17 protein-coding genes are annotated in these 17,809 nt (G+C 72.9%); 10 read left to right on the top strand and 7 right to left on the bottom strand.

The genetic code is table 11. From position 1 onward, the window contains the following. Positions 1-13: 13 nt before the first annotated feature. On the top strand, positions 14-1,006 hold the full coding sequence (locus ABZV78_RS01095; protein ID WP_355634740.1) for a TIGR03842 family LLM class F420-dependent oxidoreductase: 993 nt from the start codon (positions 14-16) through the stop codon (positions 1,004-1,006). A gap of 63 nt (positions 1,007-1,069) precedes the next feature. On the opposite strand, the gene ABZV78_RS01090 is transcribed toward ABZV78_RS01095, so the two are convergent. Genes ABZV78_RS01090 through ABZV78_RS01075 form a run of 4 tightly spaced genes read right to left on the bottom strand, consistent with a single transcriptional unit; the run spans position 1,070 to position 5,889 of the window. Next, positions 1,070-1,672 carry an LUD domain-containing protein gene (locus ABZV78_RS01090; protein ID WP_355634739.1) on the bottom strand — a complete coding sequence of 201 codons (603 nt, stop codon included), beginning with the start codon at positions 1,670-1,672 and terminating at the stop codon, positions 1,070-1,072. Then, positions 1,669-3,078 (bottom strand): lactate utilization protein B, encoded by a 1,410-nt coding sequence (locus tag ABZV78_RS01085; protein ID WP_355634822.1) that lies wholly within the window; start codon positions 3,076-3,078, stop codon positions 1,669-1,671. The genes ABZV78_RS01090 and ABZV78_RS01085 overlap by 4 nt, the downstream gene beginning before the upstream one ends. Positions 3,079-3,095: 17 nt before the next feature. Then, a complete protein-coding gene (locus tag ABZV78_RS01080; protein WP_355634738.1) occupies positions 3,096-3,869 on the bottom strand; it encodes a (Fe-S)-binding protein in 774 nt (257 codons plus the stop codon). Positions 3,870-3,915: 46 nt separating this feature from the next. Beyond that, on the bottom strand, positions 3,916-5,889 hold the full coding sequence (locus tag ABZV78_RS01075) for a beta-propeller domain-containing protein (protein WP_355634737.1): 1,974 nt from the start codon (positions 5,887-5,889) through the stop codon (positions 3,916-3,918). A 191-nt stretch (positions 5,890-6,080) separates the two neighbouring features. Between ABZV78_RS01075 and ABZV78_RS01070 the strand changes: the two genes are divergently transcribed. Continuing rightward, the gene (locus ABZV78_RS01070; protein WP_355634736.1) at positions 6,081-6,878 is read left to right on the top strand and encodes an inositol monophosphatase family protein; all 798 of its coding nucleotides are present in this window, start codon (positions 6,081-6,083) and stop codon (positions 6,876-6,878) included. A gap of 53 nt (positions 6,879-6,931) precedes the next feature. On the opposite strand, the gene ABZV78_RS01065 is transcribed toward ABZV78_RS01070, so the two are convergent. Then, positions 6,932-8,020, bottom strand: a complete 1,089-nt coding sequence (locus tag ABZV78_RS01065; protein WP_355634735.1) for an XdhC/CoxI family protein — start codon at positions 8,018-8,020, stop codon at positions 6,932-6,934. A gap of 117 nt (positions 8,021-8,137) precedes the next feature. On the opposite strand from ABZV78_RS01065, the gene ABZV78_RS01060 reads away from it, so the two are divergent. From ABZV78_RS01060 to ABZV78_RS01025, 8 genes are read left to right on the top strand one after another with little or no spacing between them, the layout of a single operon-like run. Further along, positions 8,138-9,010, top strand: a complete 873-nt coding sequence (locus tag ABZV78_RS01060; RefSeq protein WP_355634734.1) for a xanthine dehydrogenase family protein subunit M — start codon at positions 8,138-8,140, stop codon at positions 9,008-9,010. Positions 9,011-9,012: 2 nt separating this feature from the next. Next, on the top strand, positions 9,013-9,561 hold the full coding sequence (locus ABZV78_RS01055; RefSeq protein ID WP_355634733.1) for a (2Fe-2S)-binding protein: 549 nt from the start codon (positions 9,013-9,015) through the stop codon (positions 9,559-9,561). After that, positions 9,558-11,948 carry an aerobic carbon-monoxide dehydrogenase large subunit gene (locus tag ABZV78_RS01050; RefSeq protein ID WP_355634732.1) on the top strand — a complete coding sequence of 797 codons (2,391 nt, stop codon included), beginning with the start codon at positions 9,558-9,560 and terminating at the stop codon, positions 11,946-11,948. Before ABZV78_RS01055 ends, ABZV78_RS01050 begins: the two co-directional genes overlap by 4 nt. A gap of 11 nt (positions 11,949-11,959) precedes the next feature. Next, positions 11,960-12,826, top strand: a complete 867-nt coding sequence (locus ABZV78_RS01045) for an XdhC family protein (RefSeq protein WP_355634731.1) — start codon at positions 11,960-11,962, stop codon at positions 12,824-12,826. After that, a complete protein-coding gene (locus tag ABZV78_RS01040) occupies positions 12,823-13,407 on the top strand; it encodes a nucleotidyltransferase family protein (RefSeq protein ID WP_355634730.1) in 585 nt (194 codons plus the stop codon). The genes ABZV78_RS01045 and ABZV78_RS01040 overlap by 4 nt, the downstream gene beginning before the upstream one ends. After that, the gene (locus ABZV78_RS01035; protein WP_355634729.1) at positions 13,404-14,273 is read left to right on the top strand and encodes a MoxR family ATPase; all 870 of its coding nucleotides are present in this window, start codon (positions 13,404-13,406) and stop codon (positions 14,271-14,273) included. Before ABZV78_RS01040 ends, ABZV78_RS01035 begins: the two co-directional genes overlap by 4 nt. After that, entirely contained in the window at positions 14,270-15,025 is a 756-nt protein-coding gene (locus ABZV78_RS01030) for an SRPBCC domain-containing protein (protein WP_355634728.1), read from the top strand. Before ABZV78_RS01035 ends, ABZV78_RS01030 begins: the two co-directional genes overlap by 4 nt. Then, positions 15,022-16,257 (top strand): VWA domain-containing protein, encoded by a 1,236-nt coding sequence (locus ABZV78_RS01025; RefSeq protein ID WP_355634727.1) that lies wholly within the window; start codon positions 15,022-15,024, stop codon positions 16,255-16,257. The genes ABZV78_RS01030 and ABZV78_RS01025 overlap by 4 nt, the downstream gene beginning before the upstream one ends. On the opposite strand, the gene ABZV78_RS01020 is transcribed toward ABZV78_RS01025, so the two are convergent. Together ABZV78_RS01020 and ABZV78_RS01015 are read right to left on the bottom strand one after the other, a co-directional pair. Then, positions 16,182-17,138, bottom strand: coding sequence for a LysR family transcriptional regulator (locus tag ABZV78_RS01020; RefSeq protein WP_355634726.1), 957 nt, complete (start codon positions 17,136-17,138; stop codon positions 16,182-16,184). The genes ABZV78_RS01025 and ABZV78_RS01020 overlap by 76 nt on opposite strands. A 162-nt stretch (positions 17,139-17,300) precedes the next feature. After that, the gene (locus tag ABZV78_RS01015) at positions 17,301-17,684 is read right to left on the bottom strand and encodes a hypothetical protein (protein ID WP_355634725.1); all 384 of its coding nucleotides are present in this window, start codon (positions 17,682-17,684) and stop codon (positions 17,301-17,303) included. Positions 17,685-17,809 lie beyond the last annotated feature (125 nt).

Genomic DNA, 17,809 nt, shown 5'->3' with positions numbered 1-17,809 from the left:
CGAGGAGTTGACCGTGGACTTCGGTGTCGTACTGCAGACCGACCCGCCCGCTCGAGACGTCGTGGCGGGCCTCGCCGCCGCCGAGGACAACGGCTTCCGCTACGGGTGGACGTTCGACTCCTGCGTGCTGTGGCAGGAGCCGTTCGTCATCTACTCGCAGGTCCTCGCCGCGACCAAGCACCTGATCGTCGGACCGATGGTGACCAACCCGAGCACCCGCGACTGGTCGGTCACGGCGTCACTCTTCGCCACCCTCAACGACATGTTCGGCAACCGAACCGTCTGCGGGATCGGCCGGGGCGACTCGGCCCGCCGGGTCATCGGCCAACCGCCGGCGAGCCTGGCCACCCTCGGAAGCGCCATGCGCGTGATCAAGGAACTGGCTGAGGGACGCGCCGTCGAACACCACGGCACGCCGGTGCGCATCCCGTGGGTGCGTGACGGCAAGCTGGAGATCTGGATGGCCGCCTACGGCCCGAAGGCGCTGCGGCTGGTCGGCGAGCAGGCCGACGGCTTCATCCTGCAGACCGCCGACCCGGACATCGCCCGCTGGACGATCGGCACGGTACGCGACGCGGCCAGCGCCGCCGGCCGGGATCCGGACTCGATCACGATGTGTGTGGCCGCCCCCGCCTACGTGGGGACGAACCTCGTGCACCAACGGGATCAGCTGCGCTGGTTCGGCGGCATGGTCGGCAACCACGTGGCCGACCTGGTCGCCCGCTACGGCGACTCCGGCGTGGTGCCGAAGGCGCTGACCGACTACATCACCGGCCGCGAGGGCTACGACTACGCCCACCACGGCCGCGCCGGCAATCCGTCCACCGACTTCGTCCCCGACGCCATCGTCGACCGATTCTGCCTGCTCGGCCCCGAGTCGGCCCATGTCGACCGGCTGCAGGAGCTCAAGGAGATCGGGGTCGACAACTTCGCCCTCTACCTCATGCACGACGACAAGGAGAAGACCCTCACCGCGTACGGCAAGAACGTGATCACGCACGTCTAGCGCGTCGCGCACGACGGTGCGCTCGGCAGGGCCGGCCCGACTGTCACGCCCGCGGGCCGGGGTTCAGGCCGTGATGATCACGTGCAGGTTCCGCGGCCCGTGGACGCCCTCGACCCGGTTGAGTTCGATGTCGCTGGTGGCGGAGGGCCCGCTGATCCAGGTCAGCGGCCGGTGCGGATCGACCCGGGCGAGGGCGTCCGGCACGGTGGCGACGACCTGCGTGGCCCCCAGCACGCACACGTGCACGTCGGGCAGCAGCGTGATGATCCGGCGGCCCTGGTCCGGGGCTCCGTCGAGCACGATGGTGCCGGTCTCGGCGATCGCCACGGCCGCCGCGGTGACGACCCCGTCCACGGCCGCGATCCGCGCCGCGGTGAGGTTGTCGTCCGGCACCGCGGTGACGCTGTCGGGCAGCCAGTGCCGGGGCAGTTCGGGTGGCACCACGATCTGCCGGCCGCCGAGCACCTCGTCGACGACCCGGGCGACGTCCGCGGCCCCGCACCGGTGGACGGTGGCCCGATAGTCGGTGAGGCGGTCCACGAACAGGTCGAGGTCGGTGACGACGGAGCCGGCGGGCCGGTAGTCGCGGGAGACCTCGGCCGGCGCGGCTCGCGGCTCGCCCAGGGCGGCGCGGAGCCGGCCGAGGATGAGGTCGCGTCCGGTCACCTCTCCGCCCACCACTGGCGGAAGGTCTGCGGCGGCGGTTCCGGTAGGTCGCGGCTGGCCGTCCAGCCGGACAGTGGAGGTGGCAGGCCGCGTCCGCGCGGGCCGGCCACCCGGCTCAGCCGCGCGCCGCGTTGCGCGGCCGCGTACAGCGCGGGGTGGTCCATGGTGTACGCGGCGGCGGCCATGGCGGCGGCCTCGGCCCGCGGGTGGGGGGCCTCGGCGCGCAGGTGGACCAGGAGCTCCGGGATGTTGATCATCACGGGGCAGGCGTCGTAGCAGGCCCCGCAGAGCGACGAGGCGTACGGCAGGGAGGCGTTCTCGGCGATTCCGGTGAGCTGCGGGGAGAGCACCGCCCCGATCGGGCCCGGGTAGACCGAGCCGTACGCGTGCCCGCCGGTGCGTTCGTACACGGGGCAGACGTTCAGGCAGGCGGAGCAGCGGATGCAGTGCAGGGCCTGCCGTCCCACCGGGTCGGCCAGCACGGCGCTGCGGCCGTTGTCCAGCAGGACGAGGTGCACCTGCTGCGGCCCGTCGCCCGGCGTCACGCCCGTCCACATCGAGGTGTACGGGTTCATCCGCTCCCCCGTCGAGGCGCGGGGCAGCAGTTGCAGGAACACCGCCAGGTCTGCCCACGTGGGCACGACCTTCTCGATGCCCATCACCGTGATCAGCGTGTCGGGCAGGGTCAGGCACATCCGCCCGTTGCCCTCCGACTCCACCACGGCCAGGGTGCCGGTCTCGGCGACGGCGAAGTTCGCCCCGGAGATCGCCACCTTCGTGCTGAGGAAGGTCCGCCGCAGATGCCGGCGCGCCGCAGCCGCCAGGGCCGCCGGCTCGTCGGTCAGGCCCGGGTCGACGTCGGGCATCTCGCGCAGGAAGATCTCCCGGATCTCCGCCCGGTTGCGGTGGATCGCCGGCACCAGGATGTGACTCGGTTTGTCCCGCCCGAGCTGCACGATCAGCTCGGCGAGGTCGGTCTCGACCGGCTCGATCCCGACCGCCTCCAGGGCCTCGTTCAGGCCGATCTCCTGGGTGGCCATCGACTTGACCTTCATCACCCGGTCGGCGCCGGTCGCCCGCACCAGCTCGGTGACGATCCGGTTGGCCTCCACCGCGTCGGCCGCCCAGTGCACGGTGCCACCCGCGGCGGTGACCGCCGCCTCCAGCTGTTCCAGCAGCTCGGGCAGGCGCGCCAGCACCTCCGCCTTGATCGCCCGGCCGGCGGCCCGCAGCTCCTGCCAGTCCGGCACCTCACCGATCACGGCCCCCGACTTGCCGCGGATCGTCGTGGTGGCATGTCGCAGGTTCCGGCGAAGCTGGGCGTCACCCAACGCCCGCCGGGCCGCGACCGGGAACGGCTCGTCGCCACGCAGCTGCCCCACCCCGCGCGGCGCGGTCGTCGGCATGCCCAGGAAGGTCCTGCTCACGACCGCACCTCCAACCGGTCCCGCTCACCGGCTGGCTCCGACCGATCCGTGCTGGCGAGGACCTCCGCCAGATGCACCGTCCGCACCCCCGCTCTCAGGCGGGACAGCCCGCCGCCGATGTGCATCAGGCACGACGCGTCCCCGGCGGTGCACACGTCCGCCCTCGTGGCCAGCACATTCTGTATCTTGTCCGCCAGCATCGCCGTCGAGGTGTCCGCGTTCTTCAGCGCGAAGGTGCCCCCGAAGCCGCAGCACTGCTCCGCCTGCGGCAGCTCCACCAGCTCCAGGCCACGCACCTCGCGCAGCAGGCGCAACGGCTTGTCCCCGACCCGGGTCATCCGCAGGGAGTGGCAGGTCGGGTGGTACGTCACCCGGTGCGGAAAGTACGCCCCGACATCGGTCACCCCCAGCACGTCGATCAGCAGCTCCGACAGCTCATACGTGCGCGCGGCCACCTCCTCCGCCCGACTCGCCAGCCGCTCGTCCCCCGCCCGACGCGCCACCATCGCGTGCTGATGCCGCACCGATCCCACGCACGAGGCCGACGGCGCCACCGCCACGTCGTACGGGGCGAACACCCGCACGTGCCGGCGGACCAGCCGTAGTGCCTCGTCCGGATAGCCGGTGTTGATGTGCATCTGCCCGCAGCAGGTCTGATCCTCGGGGAAGACCACCTCGTGGCCCAGGCGCTCCAGCAGCCGTACGGTCGCTCTGGCCGCCTCCGGAAAGAGGGTGTCGGCCAGGCAGGTAACGAACAGGGCGATCCGCATCCTCAGCCACCCATCCGATCTTCGGCGGCTCGCCCGGCGAGCGCCGTCACGCCGTACGCAGCCAGCCGAGGGTCTTCATGGTGGCAAGGCTAGTCGCCTTGAGGCCGGCGTCGGACACGGTCCAGAGCACGCCGTCGACCACCAGTGACCGCCGGATCATCACCAGCTCCCCGGAACGTCCGGCGGCGAGCTCGTGGTCGACGGTGCCGACCTCGGTGAACCCGCCGTCGCCGACGCGCAACGCCAGCGCCACGTTGCTCGGCAGGCCCCGCTTGCTCACGGCGCCCGCGCCGGGGACGGTCAGGGGAACCACGACCAGGCGTTCGGCCGACCAGTACAGGAAGGCGTGCGGGTCGAACTCCGCTTCGGATTGCCCCTGCCGGACGTGGTACTGCGCGATCCGGCTCGGCTCGGCCGGATCGGCGACGTTGAAAAGCGAGAGCTGGGTGCCCTGGACCCGCCCCTGGCCGGACGCCTCCTGCCCGACGCCGAGCAGCCGTCCTTCGCCGACCGGGTGCAGGTACGCCGAATACCCGTTGATCTTCAGTTCCCCGCTCACCTTCGGCGCGGTCGGATCACGCAGGTCGACGGTGTAGAGCGGATCGGTCTGCCGGAAGGTGACGACGTATCCGCTGCCGCCGACGAACCGTACGGCGTGGATCCGTTCCCCCTTGCCCAGGCCGGTGACCTTGCCGACCTGGGCCAGTGTCGTGCCGTCGGCGCGCAGGACGTACACGCTGGACGTCGAGTTGGGCCGGTCACCCCAGGTACGGCCACTGGTGGTGGCGACGCGCAGATGCCCGTCCCACTCCGACATCGCGTACTGGTTGATCAGCCAACCCGGAACGGTGGCGGCGGCGACGTACCGCGGGGGGCCTGCCCCCGCGGTGTCGAACTGGTAGATCTCGGTGGTCTCGTCCTTGGGATCGGGGGCGACGTTGCGCGCGGTCAGCATGGGCAGCACCCGCCAGCGTTGGTCGTTGGCGACGTACAGCCGGCTTCCGGTGCTGTAGACGGTGTCGCCGTCGGCGGTCAGGGTGACCGGGTCGCCGGCGCTGAGCATGGCCGCCCCGAGGTCGAAGCTGAGGACGGTCACCAGCGAGGTACCGGAGTAGCTGGCCGGCCGGCTCACCCGTTCGCAGTCGACCCGTCCGGTGCTGGTTCGTCCACCGGCGGTGACCTCGTACCGAGGCAGCCAGTCGTCGGCCGTGGCCCTGTCGATGATCTCGCGGTTGGCAGCGGTGCGCTGTGCGTCGGTGGCCCGTTCCCGGTACGGGAAGGCGATCCGGGGCGCGGAGCGGACCACGACCCGGACCGTCGTGCCGACCTGGCGGGCGTCCACCAGGCTGCCGTCGATCCGGTACTCCCCGATGATTTTCGGCGGCCCCGCGAGGTCGACCATGACCAGGCGTGGACCGACGATGTCGCCACGGGTCGGACCGGCTGCCGCGGGCCGCCCCTCCGGGACGGCCGGTTTCGCGATCGCGGCCCACCCCTCGCGGAGCAGCACCAGCGCCCGGTCACCGTGGAGGAGGAGGCTGCCGTCGGCCCAGCCGAACCGGTCGGCACCGGGCGCCAACTCCAGCGCCCCGGTCAGCTGCCGGGTGGCCGGGTCGATCACGTACAACTTGCCCCGGGTGACGGTGACGATCCGCTTGCCGTCGGTCTTGACCAGGTCCGGTTCGTCGACCCCAGCCTCGTGCGTGTTCGTGCCCGAGTGGTCGGGGGTCCCGGCTCCGGCCGCGTTGGCCCCGGGCGCCGCGTCCACCGACTTCGCCGCGGGCGCTCCGGCCTGTTCCGCCCTGCCGAAGGTACGGGCATCCCCGCCCGGCCCGAACCCCCAGGGCCCGACGTACGCCTTGGCGGCCGTTTTGAGCTGCCGCAGCGCCTGCGCGCAGGAGTCGAACGCGACGAGCCGGAACCCGCCGGCCGGCACTCCCCCGGGCCGTGGTGGCGTGGGGACGGCCTCCGCCGTGCACCCGCTGAGCAGCGACAGACTGGCGACAAGGACCAGCCCCATGACTCGGGGAACGCCGGCCGTCCGATGACGTGGGGGCACGCTGCTGCCTGTCATGCCCCTAGGACGTGTCCGTCCTGGGTTGGGTTCCCGGCCCGAGGCACCTGGATCAGGTCGCTACGGCGTCCGGTCGGGGGCGGCGCGATGCCGCCCTGGCCGCCCGGAGACAGCTTCGCCCCGATATTCTGCCTGACATGATCAACTCGTACGCGGGCCTTGACGATGCCGGGGTCGCGGTGGCTGCGGCCCGTGCCGGAGCGGACGTGGTGCGGGACATGTACGGCCAACGGCTCAGCCGCATCGACAAGGGCGCCGGGGACTTCGCCACCGCCGCCGATGTGGAGGCCGAGCAGACGATCCTCGCCGTCATCCGTGCGGCTCGGCCCGATGACGCGGTGCTCGGCGAGGAAGGCGGCCGGCGGGGCGCGGCCGACGCTGCGCGCCAGTGGCTGGTGGATCCCCTGTGCGGCACCCTGAACTACGCCGTCGGCAACATGCTGGTGGCCGTCAACGTGGCGCTGCGCAACGGGGCGGCGGCGGTGGCCGACCCGTTCAGCGGCGAGGTCTTCTTCACCGACGGTGAGACGGCCTGGGTGCGGCAGGACGGTGTCGACGCGCGGTTGACGCCGACTCCCGCCAACCAACTGGTGGACGTCAACCTGGACCCGCCGTTTCCGAGCGCGCCCGGATTCCGGGCCGTCGACCTGCTGGCCCACCCCGGGTTCGTCGAGCGGTTCCGGCCGCGGGTCGTGTCCACCACCCTGGCATTGGCCTGGGTCGCGGCCGGCAAGCGCGCCGCGTACGTCACCGACGGCGGTGACCTGTCCGGGAGTGTGCACTTCGCCGCCGGCATCGCGGTGTGCCGGGCCGCCGGCTGCGTGGTCACCGGGATCGACGGCGCCCCGCTCGGGCCGGCGGGCCGCGGGCTGGTGGTGGCCGGCGACGCCGAGACCCACGGGCTGCTGATGTCGATGATCCGCGGCCGGGGCTAGTGGGGTGACCGCACAGGTCTCGCCGGGCCGGGTCAGGCCGCGGCACGAGCGGATCACTCCGACGGGTGCAGCTGCTGGTGGATCGGGACCTCAAGGCCGGTGAGGGGACGGCCCGAGCCTCCCCAGGCCTGGGCGATGATCTCGGCGGCGATCGCCACGGCCGTCTCCTCCGGCGTCCGCGCGCCGAGGTCCAGCCCGATCGGCGAGGAGAGCCGGGCCAGGGCGCCTTCGTCCACACCCTCTTCTCGCAGCCGTCGCAGCCGGTCCGCGTGGGTGCGGCGGCTGCCCATCGCGCCGATGTAGCGGGCCGGCGTGTGCAGGGCGAGCTTCAGCAGCGGCACGTCGAACTTCGGGTCGTGGGTCAGCACGCAGAGCACGGTGCGCTCGTCGACGGTGGTCGACTCCAGGTACTTGTGCGGCCATTGCACGACGAGGTCGTCGGCCTCGGGGAAGCGTCTGCGGGTGGCGAACACGGGGCGGGCGTCGCAGACGGTGACGCGGTAGCCGAGGAACCGGCCGATCCGGGCCACCGCGGCGGCGTAGTCGATCGCCCCGAAGACGATCATCCGGGGCGGCGGCAGGTACGACTGGACGAAGACCGAGACCTCGTCGCGTCGCTGCTCCCCCTTCCTCCCGAGGCGGATCGTGCCGGTGGTGCCGAGCGCGAGCATGCCGGCAGCCTGCTGCGCCGCCGCGCGGTCCAGGTCGGGGTCGCCGAGGCTGCCCGCGACCCGGTCGGGCCAGAGCACCAGCTGCGCATCCTCGAGCGAGGCCGTGGCGACCGGCCGGCCGGTCCGGATCGCGGCGAGCACCTCGTCGGGCTCGGTCAGCGCGGTGTCCGGCCGGACCAGGATCTCGATGGTGCCGCCGCAGGTCAGACCGACGTCGAACGCGTCGTCGTCGCTGACGCCGTACGTCTGGACGTGGGCCGTGCCGGTCTCGAGGGACGCCAGGCACAGCTCGTAGACGGCGGCCTCGACGCAGCCACCGGAGACGCTGCCCAGGACCTCGCCGTGGGCGGAGACCGCCATGGCCGCGCCCGGTTGCCGGGGCGCCGAGCGCCAGGTCCGTACGACGGTGGCCACGGCGAAGGCGACACCGGCGGCGCGCCAGGCGATCAACCCGTCGGCGATGTCCCGCATGACGGCACGATCCGCGAGCCGCGGCACACCGTCAACGCCGACCTAAGGATCTGCTTAGGTCGGCGTTGACTTTGCCGGGTGCCGGGGCGAGATTTTGCCGGACTGCGGAGGTGCGACATGCAGGTCCCGGCACCGTTCGAGTACGAGCGAGCCACCACTGTGGATCAGGCCATCGGCCTGTTGGAGCGGCTGGGCAGCGGGGCGCGGCTGATCGCGGGCGGGCACAGCCTGCTGCCCATGATGAAGCTTCGTCTGGCCAACTTCGACTATCTGATCGACATCAACGATCTGCACGCGGAACTGGGCTACATCCGGCCCGGCCCCGACGAGCTGCGGATCGGCGCACTCACCCGGCACCGCGAACTGCTCGAGTCCGCGGAGCTGGCCGCGGCGTTCCCGATCTTCGCCGACGCGGAGCGGGTGATCGCCGACCCGGTGGTGCGCAACCGGGGCACGTTGGGCGGGTCGCTGTGCCAGGCCGACCCGTCGGAGGACCTCTCGGCGGTGTGCACGACGCTGGACGCGAGCTGCGTGATCCGCGGGCCCGGCGGCGCCGAGCGGGTCGTGTCCATGGAGGAGTTCCACGTCGGCCCGTACGAGACGGCGGTCGGCGACGCCGAGATCCTGGTCGAGGTCCGGCTGCCGGTGCGGCCGGGCGGCGGCAGCGCGTACGAGAAGGTCGAGCGCCGCGCCGGTGACTGGGCGGTGGTGTCGGCCGGCGCGGCGGTCTGGCTCGACGGCGGCGTGGTCGTGGACGCCCGGGCCGGGCTGGCCGCGGTGGGGCCCAACACCACGGGCCTCCCGGGGATCTCGGCGCTGCTTCGCGGCCGGCAGCCGAGCGAGGACCTGCTGAAGCAGGCCGGAGCGATCGCGGCGCGCAGCTGCGATCCGGTCAGCGACCAGCGCGGCAGCGCGGACTACAAGCGGCATCTGGCCGCCGAGCTGACCAGACGGGCCCTGCGCCGGGCCGTGGAGCGGGCGAGGAGCTGAACATGCAGGTGACGATGACCGTCAACGACGTCGAGGTCACTCGGGAGATCGAGGGCCGGCTGCTGCTGGTGCACTTCCTGCGGGACGTGCTGGGCCTGACCGGCACGCACTGGGGCTGCGACACCAGCAACTGCGGCACCTGCGTGGTGTGGCTGGACGGCGAGCCGGTGAAGTCGTGCACCGTACTGGCCGCGATGGCCGGAGGTCACGAGGTGCGCACGGTCGAGGGCCTGGCCGCCGGCGGCGAGCTGGACCCGGTCCAGCAGGGGTTCATGCAGTGTCACGGCCTGCAGTGCGGCTTCTGCACGCCCGGGATGATGATGACGGCCCGGGCGCTGCTCGACCGGAACCCGGACCCGACGGAGGCGGAGATCCGCGAGGCGATCTCGGGGCAGATCTGCCGGTGTACGGGTTACGCCACCATCGTGCGGTCGGTGCGCTGGGCGGCCGTGCACGAGGCGGCCGCCGCCGCCCAGGTCACCGAGACCACCGAATCAGACGACGCCGGTGAGATCGCGAACGCCGGCCAGCCCGCCGGGAGCCTGTCATGACGGCCGTGCACGAGCGCCCGGACACCTTCCACGACAACGACCAGAAGCCGGTCGGGCACGGCCGGATGCTGCGCAAGGAGGACCCGCGGTTCCTGCGCGGTCGCGGCCGGTACGTCGACGACGTCCAGCTTCCCGGCATGCTGCACCTCGCCATCCTCCGGGCGCCGGTGGCGCACGCCCGCATTCTCGGCATCGACACCAGCGCGGCCGAGGCCTCGCCGGGGGTGAAGGCGGTCGTGACCGGGGCGATGCTCGCGGAGCAGAACCTGGCCTGGATGCCGACCCTCTCCAACGACGTGCAGGCCGTGCTCGCCACCGACAAGGTCCGCTTCCAGGGCCAGGAGGTGGCGTTCGTCGTCGCCGACGACCGGTATGCGGCGCGGGACGCGCTGGAACTGATCGACGTCGAGTACGACGTCCTCGACCCGGTCGTCGACGCCCGCCGCGCGCTGGAGCCGGACGCGCCGCTGATCCGCGACGACCTCGAGGGCAAGGCGAACAACCACTGCTTCGACTGGGAGACCGGCGACGAGGCGGCCACCGCGGCCGTGTTCGCCCGCGCCGACGTGGTGGTCGCCCAGGACATCGTCTACCCCCGGGTGCACCCAGCGCCGATGGAGACGTGCGGAGCGGTCGCCGACTTCGACGCGGTGGAGGGCAAGCTGCGGCTCTGGTCCACCACCCAGGCCCCGCACGCGCACCGCACCCTCTACGCCATCGTGGCGGGCATCCCCGAGCACAAGATCCAGGTGATCTCGCCGGACATCGGCGGCGGGTTCGGCAACAAGGTGCCGATCTATCCCGGGTACGTCTGCGCGATCGTCGCGTCGATCGTCACCGGCAAGCCGGTGAAGTGGATGGAGGACCGGTCGGAGAACCTGGTCAGCACCGGCTTCGCCCGCGACTACATCATGCGCGGCGAGATCGCGGCGACCCGCGACGGCCGGATCCTGGCCATCCGCACCAACGTGCTCGCCGACCACGGCGCGTTCAACGGCACCGCCGCGCCGGTGAAGTACCCGGCCGGCTTCTTCGGGGTGTTCACCGGCAGCTACGACATCGAGGCCGCCTACTGCCGGATGACCGCGGTCTACACGAACAAGGCGCCGGGCGGTGTGGCGTACGCCTGCTCGTTCCGGATCACCGAGGCCGTCTACCTGGTCGAGCGGATCGTCGACTGCCTCGCCGACGAGCTGGGCATGGACCCGGCGGAGCTGCGGCTGAAGAACTTCATCCGGCCGGAGCAGTTCCCGTACACGACGAAGACCGGCTGGGTGTACGACTCCGGCAACTACGAGCCCACCATGCGGCTGGCGATGGACATGGCCGGCTACCACGAGCTGCGCCGCGAGCAGGAGGAGAAGCGGGCCCGGGGCGAGCTGATGGGCATCGGCATCGCGTTCTTCACCGAGGCCGTCGGCGCCGGGCCCCGCAAGGACATGGACATCCTCGGCCTGGGCATGGCCGACGGCTGCGAGCTGCGCGTGCACCCGACCGGCAAGGCCGTGGTGCGGCTCAGCGTGCAGTCCCAGGGCCAGGGACACGAGACGACGTTCGCGCAGATCGTCGCCGAGGAGATCGGCATCCCGCCGGCCGACATCGACGTGGTGCACGGCGACACCGACAACACCCCGTTCGGCCTCGGCACGTACGGCAGCCGCTCGACGCCGGTGTCCGGTGCGGCGGCGGCCCTCGTCGCCCGGAAGGTCCGCGACAAGGCCCGGATCATCGCCTCCGGGATGCTCGAGGTGTCGGTCGCCGACCTGGAGTGGGAGAAGGGCGCCTTCCACGTCAAGGGCGACCCGGGCAAGACGGTGACGATCCAGGAGATCGCCCTGCGCGCGCACGGCGCCGGCGACCTGCCCGAGGGCATCGAGGGTGGGCTGGAGGCGCAGATCTGCTACAACCCGTCGAACCTGACCTACCCCCACGGCGCGTACATCTGTGTGGTGGACGTCGATCCCGGCACCGCCCAGGTGAAGGTGCGGCGGTTCATCGCGGTCGACGACTGCGGCACCCGGATCAACCCGATGATCATCGAGGGGCAGGTGCACGGCGGGCTGACCGACGGGGTCGGCATGGCCCTGATGGAGATGATCGCGTTCGACGAGGACGGCAACTGCCTCGGCGCGTCGCTGATGGACTACCTGATCCCGACGGCGCTCGAGGTGCCCGACTGGGAGACCGGCTTCACCGTCACCCCGTCGCCGCACCACCCGATCGGCGCGAAGGGCGTGGGCGAGTCGGCCACCGTCGGGTCGCCGCCCGCGATCGTCAACGCGGTCGTCGACGCCCTCAAACCCTTCGGCGTACGGCATGCCGACATGCCGTTGACGCCGTCGCGGGTCTGGGACGCGATGCGCGGCAACGCCCGCCCGCCGGTCTGAGGGAGGCCGCCATGACCACCATCGCCGACCGCGCCCGCGAGCTGACCGTGTCGCGCGCGCCGTTCGTGCACGCCACCGTGGTCCGCGCCCAGGACCCGACGTCGGCGCGGCCCGGCGACGACGCGGTGATCCTGCCGGACGGCACGATCGAGGGTTTCGTCGGCGGGGTGTGCGCCGAGAGTTCGGTGCGGGCGGCCGCCCTGGACACCCTGCGCGACGGCACCACCCTGCTGCTGCGGGTCCTGCCGGACGGCACGGCCACGTTCCCCGACACCCCGGGGGCACGGGTCGTGGTCAACCCGTGCCACTCCGGCGGCGCCATCGAGATCTTCCTGCGCCCGGTGCTACCCGTGCCCGTGCTGGGCCTGGTCGGCAGCACGCCGATCAGCGCCGCGGTGGCCACGCTGGCCGCGTTCCTCGACTTCGAGGTCGCCACGTCCGGCGACTACGCGGGCGCGACCGCGGTCGTGGTGGCCGGTCTCGGCAAGGGCGAGCAGGACGCGATCCGGGCCGCGCTGGATGCCGGCGTGGGCTTCGTCGCGCTGGTCGCCAGCCGCACGCGCGGCGCGGCCCTGCTCGACGAACTGGCGCTGACCGACGCCGAGCGCGCCCGCGTCCACACCCCGGCAGGCCTGGAGATCGGCGCGCGCTCGCCGCAGGAGATCGCCCTGTCGATCATGGCCGAGGTGGTCCGGGCGCTCCGGGTGGACGGGCTCGCCTCCTCCCCCGGCACGCCCGCGGCCCGCCCCCAGCAGGCCGTCGACCCGGTGTGCGGGATGACCGTCCTGGTCGGGCCGGACACCCCGCACGCGAAGGTCGACGGGCAGGACCACTGGTTCTGCTGCGCCGGCTGCCTCGCGCGCTACACGGCGGCGTGACCGTGTTCGTCACCGGCCTGGTCCTCGCCGCCGGGGCGTCCGTACGCCTCGGCGAGGCCAAGCAGCTGCTGCCGTACCGCGGGCGGACGCTGCTCGACGCCACCCTGGACCTGGCCCGCTCGTGCGCCTTCGACCAGCTGCTCGTGACCCTCGGCGGCGCCGCGGACCTGGTCCGGGACCGGGTGGACCTGACCGGGGTCCAGGTCGTCGAGAACGTGGAGTTCAGCACGGGCTGCGGGTCGTCGATCAGCACAGCGGCGCAGGTGGTGGACCCGCGCGCCGACGGGCTCGTCCTGCTGCTCGGCGACCAGCCTGGCGTACGCGCCGCCGACGTGCGGCGGGTCGCGGCGGCGAGCACCCCACTCGCGGTGTGCCGGTACGCCGACGGGCTGGGGCACCCGTTCTGGTTCGCCCGCGAGGTCCTTCCGGAGCTGCGCGGCCTGCACGGTGACAAGGCCGTCTGGAAGCTGCTGCACTCCGGCCGCCACCCGGTAACCGAGGTACCCGCGGACGGGCCGACGCCGATCGACGTGGACACCCGCGCGGACTACCAGCGGCTGCTGGCGGGCGAGGCGCGGTGAAGGATCCCCTCGCAGTCCGGCACCGGCTCGACGCCGTCGACTACCTGGCCGACGACGGCATGGCGATGGCCGTCTTCCTCGCGCTGGAGCTGGGCAAGCCGCTGCTGCTCGAGGGCGAGCCCGGCGTCGGCAAGACCGCGGCCGCGAAGGCGCTGGCGCGGGCGCTGGACACGACGCTGATCCGGCTGCAGTGCTACGAGGGCCTGACCGCCGGCGAGGCGCTCTACGAGTGGAACTACCAGCGGCAGCTGCTCGCGATCCGGCTCGCCGAGGCCCGGCACGCGACCCTCACCGACGCCGACCTGTTCAGCGCGGAGTTCCTCCAGGAACGGCCGATCCTGCGCGCGGTACGCCATGAGGGGCCGGTCCCGCCGGTGCTGCTGATCGACGAGATCGACCGCGCCGACGACGAGTTCGAGGCGCTGCTGTTCGAGTTCCTCGGCGAGGCCGGGATCACGATCCCCGAACTCGGCACGTTCGCCGCGACCACGCCGCCGGTCGTGGTGCTCACCTCGAACCGCAGCCGCGACCTGCACGACGCGCTGCGCCGCCGCTGCCTGTACCACTGGATCGACTTCCCGGAGCCGGGCCGGGCCGCCGAGATCGTCCGCCGGGCCGTGCCGGGCGCGGCCGAACCGCTGATCCGTACGGCGACCGAGTTCATCGGCGAGGTGCGCGCCCTGGAGCTGGACAAGGCGCCCGGCATGGCCGAGGCCATCGACTGGGTCGCCGCGCTGTCCGTGCTCGGCGCCGCCGACCTCGCCGCCGGTGACGTCCTCCGGACCATCGGCACCATCGCCAAGACCCCCGACGACCGCGCCGCCGTCGCCGCCGCGCTCGGCGCCTACCAGGAGAGCCCGGGATGAGGATCACCAACGAGTTCACGGTCAACACCCCGATCGAGCGGGCCTGGGAGGTCCTCACCGACCTCGAGGGCATCGCGCCGTGCCTGCCGGGCGCCCAGCTGACCGGCGTCGACGGCGACGTCCACCGGGGCAAGGTGAAGGTCAAGGTCGGGCCGGTCGTCTCCGAGTTCGCGGGCACCGCCCGGTTCGTCGAGAAGGACGAGACGCGGTACCGGGGAGTGATCGACGCGAAGGGCCGCGACGCACGGTCGGCGGCCAACGCGTCTGCGTTGGTCACCGCCCAGCTGCGCCCGGACGGCGACCGGACCCTGGTCAACGTGGACACCGACCTGAAGATCTCGGGGAAGCTGGCCCAGTTCGGCAGCGGCATGATCAAGGAGGTGTCGGGCAAGCTGCTCGCCCAGTTCGTCGCCAACCTCGAGGCCAGACTGGCCGCCGAGGAGATGGGCGCCACGGCGCCGGTGGGCAGCCCGCCCGCGTCCACCGCGCGACCCGAACCGGCGTCCGCGACAGCCGTCGCGACCACACCCGACACCCCCGCGGCCGTGGCGGCCTCGCCCGACGCCGCCACGGTCGCGTCGACGCCCGTCGGACGGCCGTCCGCCACCGCCCGCGCCGAGCCGGCCGCCGAACCGGAGGCGCTCGACCTGCTCAGCATCGCCGGTGGCTCGATCACCAAGCGCCTCGTGCCGGTGCTCGTCGGGATCGTCGTCGTCGGCGCGGTGATCGCCTGGCTGGTCGCGCGCCGGTGAGTTCCGGCCTGCTGCGCGGGACCGACCGTGCGGCGTTCGCGGTGGCCCTCGCCGGCCGGCTGCGGCACGCCAGTGTGCCGGCCGGGCTCACCGAGGCCGACGACTTCGTGAGGGCGCTCGCCGCCAGCACACCTGTGGAGATGTCCACGCTCTACTGGACCGCCCGGATCAGCTTCGTCCGGCGGCACGCCCACCTCGCCGCGTTCGATCGCGTCTTCGCCGCCGTCTTCGCCGACGCGCCGCCGCTGCCGCTGACCCGGTCCGCGGTCCCGTCGGGCGCCCGCGACGACGTACACCTGCCGGTTCCCGCGGACACCGACCACGACGGCGCCGGCGGCGGGCTGCCGTGGGCGACGCTGCCACCGGCTGTCGCGGAGGCGGAGGCGTCCGATGTCGCGATGCGGCTGCCCGAGCGGCGCCCCAGCGCAATCGCCGGGCTCGCCGACCGGCCGTTCGAGGACCTCGACAGCGCCCAGGTCGACCTGCTCGGCGACGCCCTGCGCGAGGCCGTCGCCGGCTGGCCGACCCGACGCACCAGGCGGCACGCCGTCGGCCCGGCCGGGCGGCGGGTCGCGCTGCGCCCGACGATCGCCCGCGCCCGCCGCACCGCGTGGGAACCCGTCGAGGTCGTCCGCGAGCGGCCGGTACGACGACCGCGCCGGATCGTGCTGCTGTGCGACGTCAGCGAGTCGATGCGGGCGCAGGCCCATGCGTACCTGCACCTGCTGCGGGCGTTCGCGATGGTCGCCGACGCGGAGGTGTTCGCGTTCGCGACGACGCTCACCCGGCTCACGGTCGCGCTGCGACACACGTCGGCGACCGCGGCGATCGCGCAGGCCAGCGCGGCCGTGACCGACCGGTTCGGTGGTACTCGCATCGCCACGAACCTGCGGGCGCTGCTGGCGTCCCATCACGGCGACGCGGTCCGCGGGGCGGTGGTGGTGGTCGGCTCGGACGGCTGGGACAGCGACCCGCCCGGCGAACTCGCCGCCGTCATGGCACGGCTGCGCCGCCGCGCCTACCGGATCGTCTGGTTGAACCCACGGGCCGGCGCCCCCGGGTTCGTTCCCCGGGTGGCGGGCATGGCCGCAGCGCTGCCCTACTGCGACCGGCTGCTGCCGGCCGCGACGTTCCGGGACCTCATGGACGCCGCCCGTCAGCTCCAGAGCGTCACGTGCACCGACGGCCGGAAGTGGTTCACCGCGACGCCCACGCCGCGCATCATGGCCTGAATCGCCCGCGGCGTCGACGCGAACCGGCACAGCTCGGCCGCGGCGGACGGTGCCCCCGGGTTGGTGAGCACCAGCGAATGCCACACCGCCTCGACCGTCGCGTGCGGCCCGGACAGCGCCACGAGCTGGCCGTTGCGGACGTCCGGAGCGACGGTGAACGACAGCGCCGGAGCGACACCCCTGCCACGCTTCGCCTCGCCCAGCGCGGCCGCGTGGCTCTGGAAGATCTGCTGCCGCTCCTCGGGCACACCGAGCCGGCGTAGCATCGCCGGGATCGCGCCCAGGTCGGCGGCGGCCGACGGCCCGAGCAGCCAGGTCAGGTCCCGCAACTGCCCCGGCGACACCGGCACGCCGGCCAGCGGATGGTCCGGGCCGACGGCCATCACGAGCCGGTAGTTCATCACCGGCCGGCAGGCGATCGCCGTGTCGACCACCGGCGGCAGCGGCCCCATCGCGATGTCCGCGGCCCGGGTCAGCAGCAGCGACTCGAAGGATCCGGGGTCGCACACGCTCAGCTCGACATCGAGGTCGACGGCCCGTTTCGCGAACAGCTCGATCAGCCCCGGCGCGGCGAACTCGGCGAACAGGCTGGACGCGGCGACCCGCAACAGCCGGCGGCCGCGTCCCGCCGCGCTCACCTCCAGCACCGTACGGTCCTGCAGGCCCAGCAGCTCGGCCGCGCGGCTGGCCAGCCGCAGCCCCCCGGGGGTGAAGGCCAGCCCCGCCGCAGTCCGCGAGAACAGCTGGTCCCCGAACTCCTTGCGCAACTGGCCGATCAGCAACGAGACCGCCGACTCGGTGACCTCCAGCTGCGCGGCGGCCTGTTTGACGGATCCCAGCCGAACGACGGCGACGTAGGCGCGCAGCTGCGTCGGGGTCATCGGCGTCGACCCACTCTCCCGCTCCCCGATCGAGTGATCCGGACATCCCGCGAAGGTGCCTCGATCATTCCCGGTCAGCCGCCCCGCCGCCAGTGCCAGTCCACGTCGCTTGTGGCCGCGCTGATGGCACCCGTCGCGCTTGCGGCGGCTCGGACGGTACGCCTAGCGGGCGCGTCGATCCTCGACGTGCACCACTTCGAGTTCGTGACCGTCCCGGTTTCGCTTGCTCCGGCCGTACAGCCCGACACGCAGGTCGCTCGGGTCCTCGACCTCGCCCGGCCCGACGTAGGTGAGCACGTCGTTGTGGTGCCCGTACACCACCCAGCCCGGGCCCGGGTCCAGCGTGATCGTGCCGAAGTCCCCGGCCGGCCCGCCGGCGTGGACCGGGCCGTACTCCCGCAGGATGTCGGTGGCGCGCGCGGCGAGGTCGGTGTCCGGGCCGGGGTCGGGGAACACCACACAGGTCCCGTGCCGGTACACCACCCATGACTTGCCGTCTCCGACGATGATCCGGCGCCAGACGTCGGCGAGGTCTTCGTGCGACATGGCAGCGATCATGCCCGGCCGACCGGCCCACTGCCACCCCTATCCGGATCCGCCGACGGCGATTCCGCATCCGGGAATCACCCGCCTCGTGTCCTCCGACCGCCACCTGATCGAGCCCTTGTCCC

Source organism: Micromonospora sp. NPDC004540, assembly GCF_040610095.1.
In the GTDB taxonomy this organism is placed as follows: domain Bacteria; phylum Actinomycetota; class Actinomycetes; order Mycobacteriales; family Micromonosporaceae; genus Micromonospora.
The sequence above is the reverse complement of the archived record's forward strand: the minus strand, read 5'-3'. Positions and strand labels throughout refer to the sequence as shown.

Bases quoted from the DNA above. Each gene is read 5' to 3' on its own strand.
- ABZV78_RS01075 (WP_355634737.1), bottom strand. From the start codon at position 5,889: ATGGGGCTGGTCCTTGTCGCCAGTCTGTCGCTGCTCAGCGGGTGCACG.
- ABZV78_RS01060 (WP_355634734.1), top strand. From the start codon at position 8,138: ATGCAGGTCCCGGCACCGTTCGAGTACGAGCGAGCCACCACTGTGGAT.
- ABZV78_RS01065 (WP_355634735.1), bottom strand. From the start codon at position 8,020: ATGCGGGACATCGCCGACGGGTTGATCGCCTGGCGCGCCGCCGGTGTC.
- ABZV78_RS01085 (WP_355634822.1), bottom strand. From the start codon at position 3,078: ATGCCGACGACCGCGCCGCGCGGGGTGGGGCAGCTGCGTGGCGACGAG.
- ABZV78_RS01050 (WP_355634732.1), top strand. From the start codon at position 9,558: ATGACGGCCGTGCACGAGCGCCCGGACACCTTCCACGACAACGACCAG.
- ABZV78_RS01045 (WP_355634731.1), top strand. From the start codon at position 11,960: ATGACCACCATCGCCGACCGCGCCCGCGAGCTGACCGTGTCGCGCGCG.
- ABZV78_RS01015 (WP_355634725.1), bottom strand. From the start codon at position 17,684: ATGTCGCACGAAGACCTCGCCGACGTCTGGCGCCGGATCATCGTCGGA.
- ABZV78_RS01030 (WP_355634728.1), top strand. From the start codon at position 14,270: ATGAGGATCACCAACGAGTTCACGGTCAACACCCCGATCGAGCGGGCC.
- ABZV78_RS01070 (WP_355634736.1), top strand. From the start codon at position 6,081: ATGATCAACTCGTACGCGGGCCTTGACGATGCCGGGGTCGCGGTGGCT.
- ABZV78_RS01055 (WP_355634733.1), top strand. From the start codon at position 9,013: ATGCAGGTGACGATGACCGTCAACGACGTCGAGGTCACTCGGGAGATC.
- ABZV78_RS01020 (WP_355634726.1), bottom strand. From the start codon at position 17,138: ATGACCCCGACGCAGCTGCGCGCCTACGTCGCCGTCGTTCGGCTGGGA.
- ABZV78_RS01080 (WP_355634738.1), bottom strand. From the start codon at position 3,869: ATGCGGATCGCCCTGTTCGTTACCTGCCTGGCCGACACCCTCTTTCCG.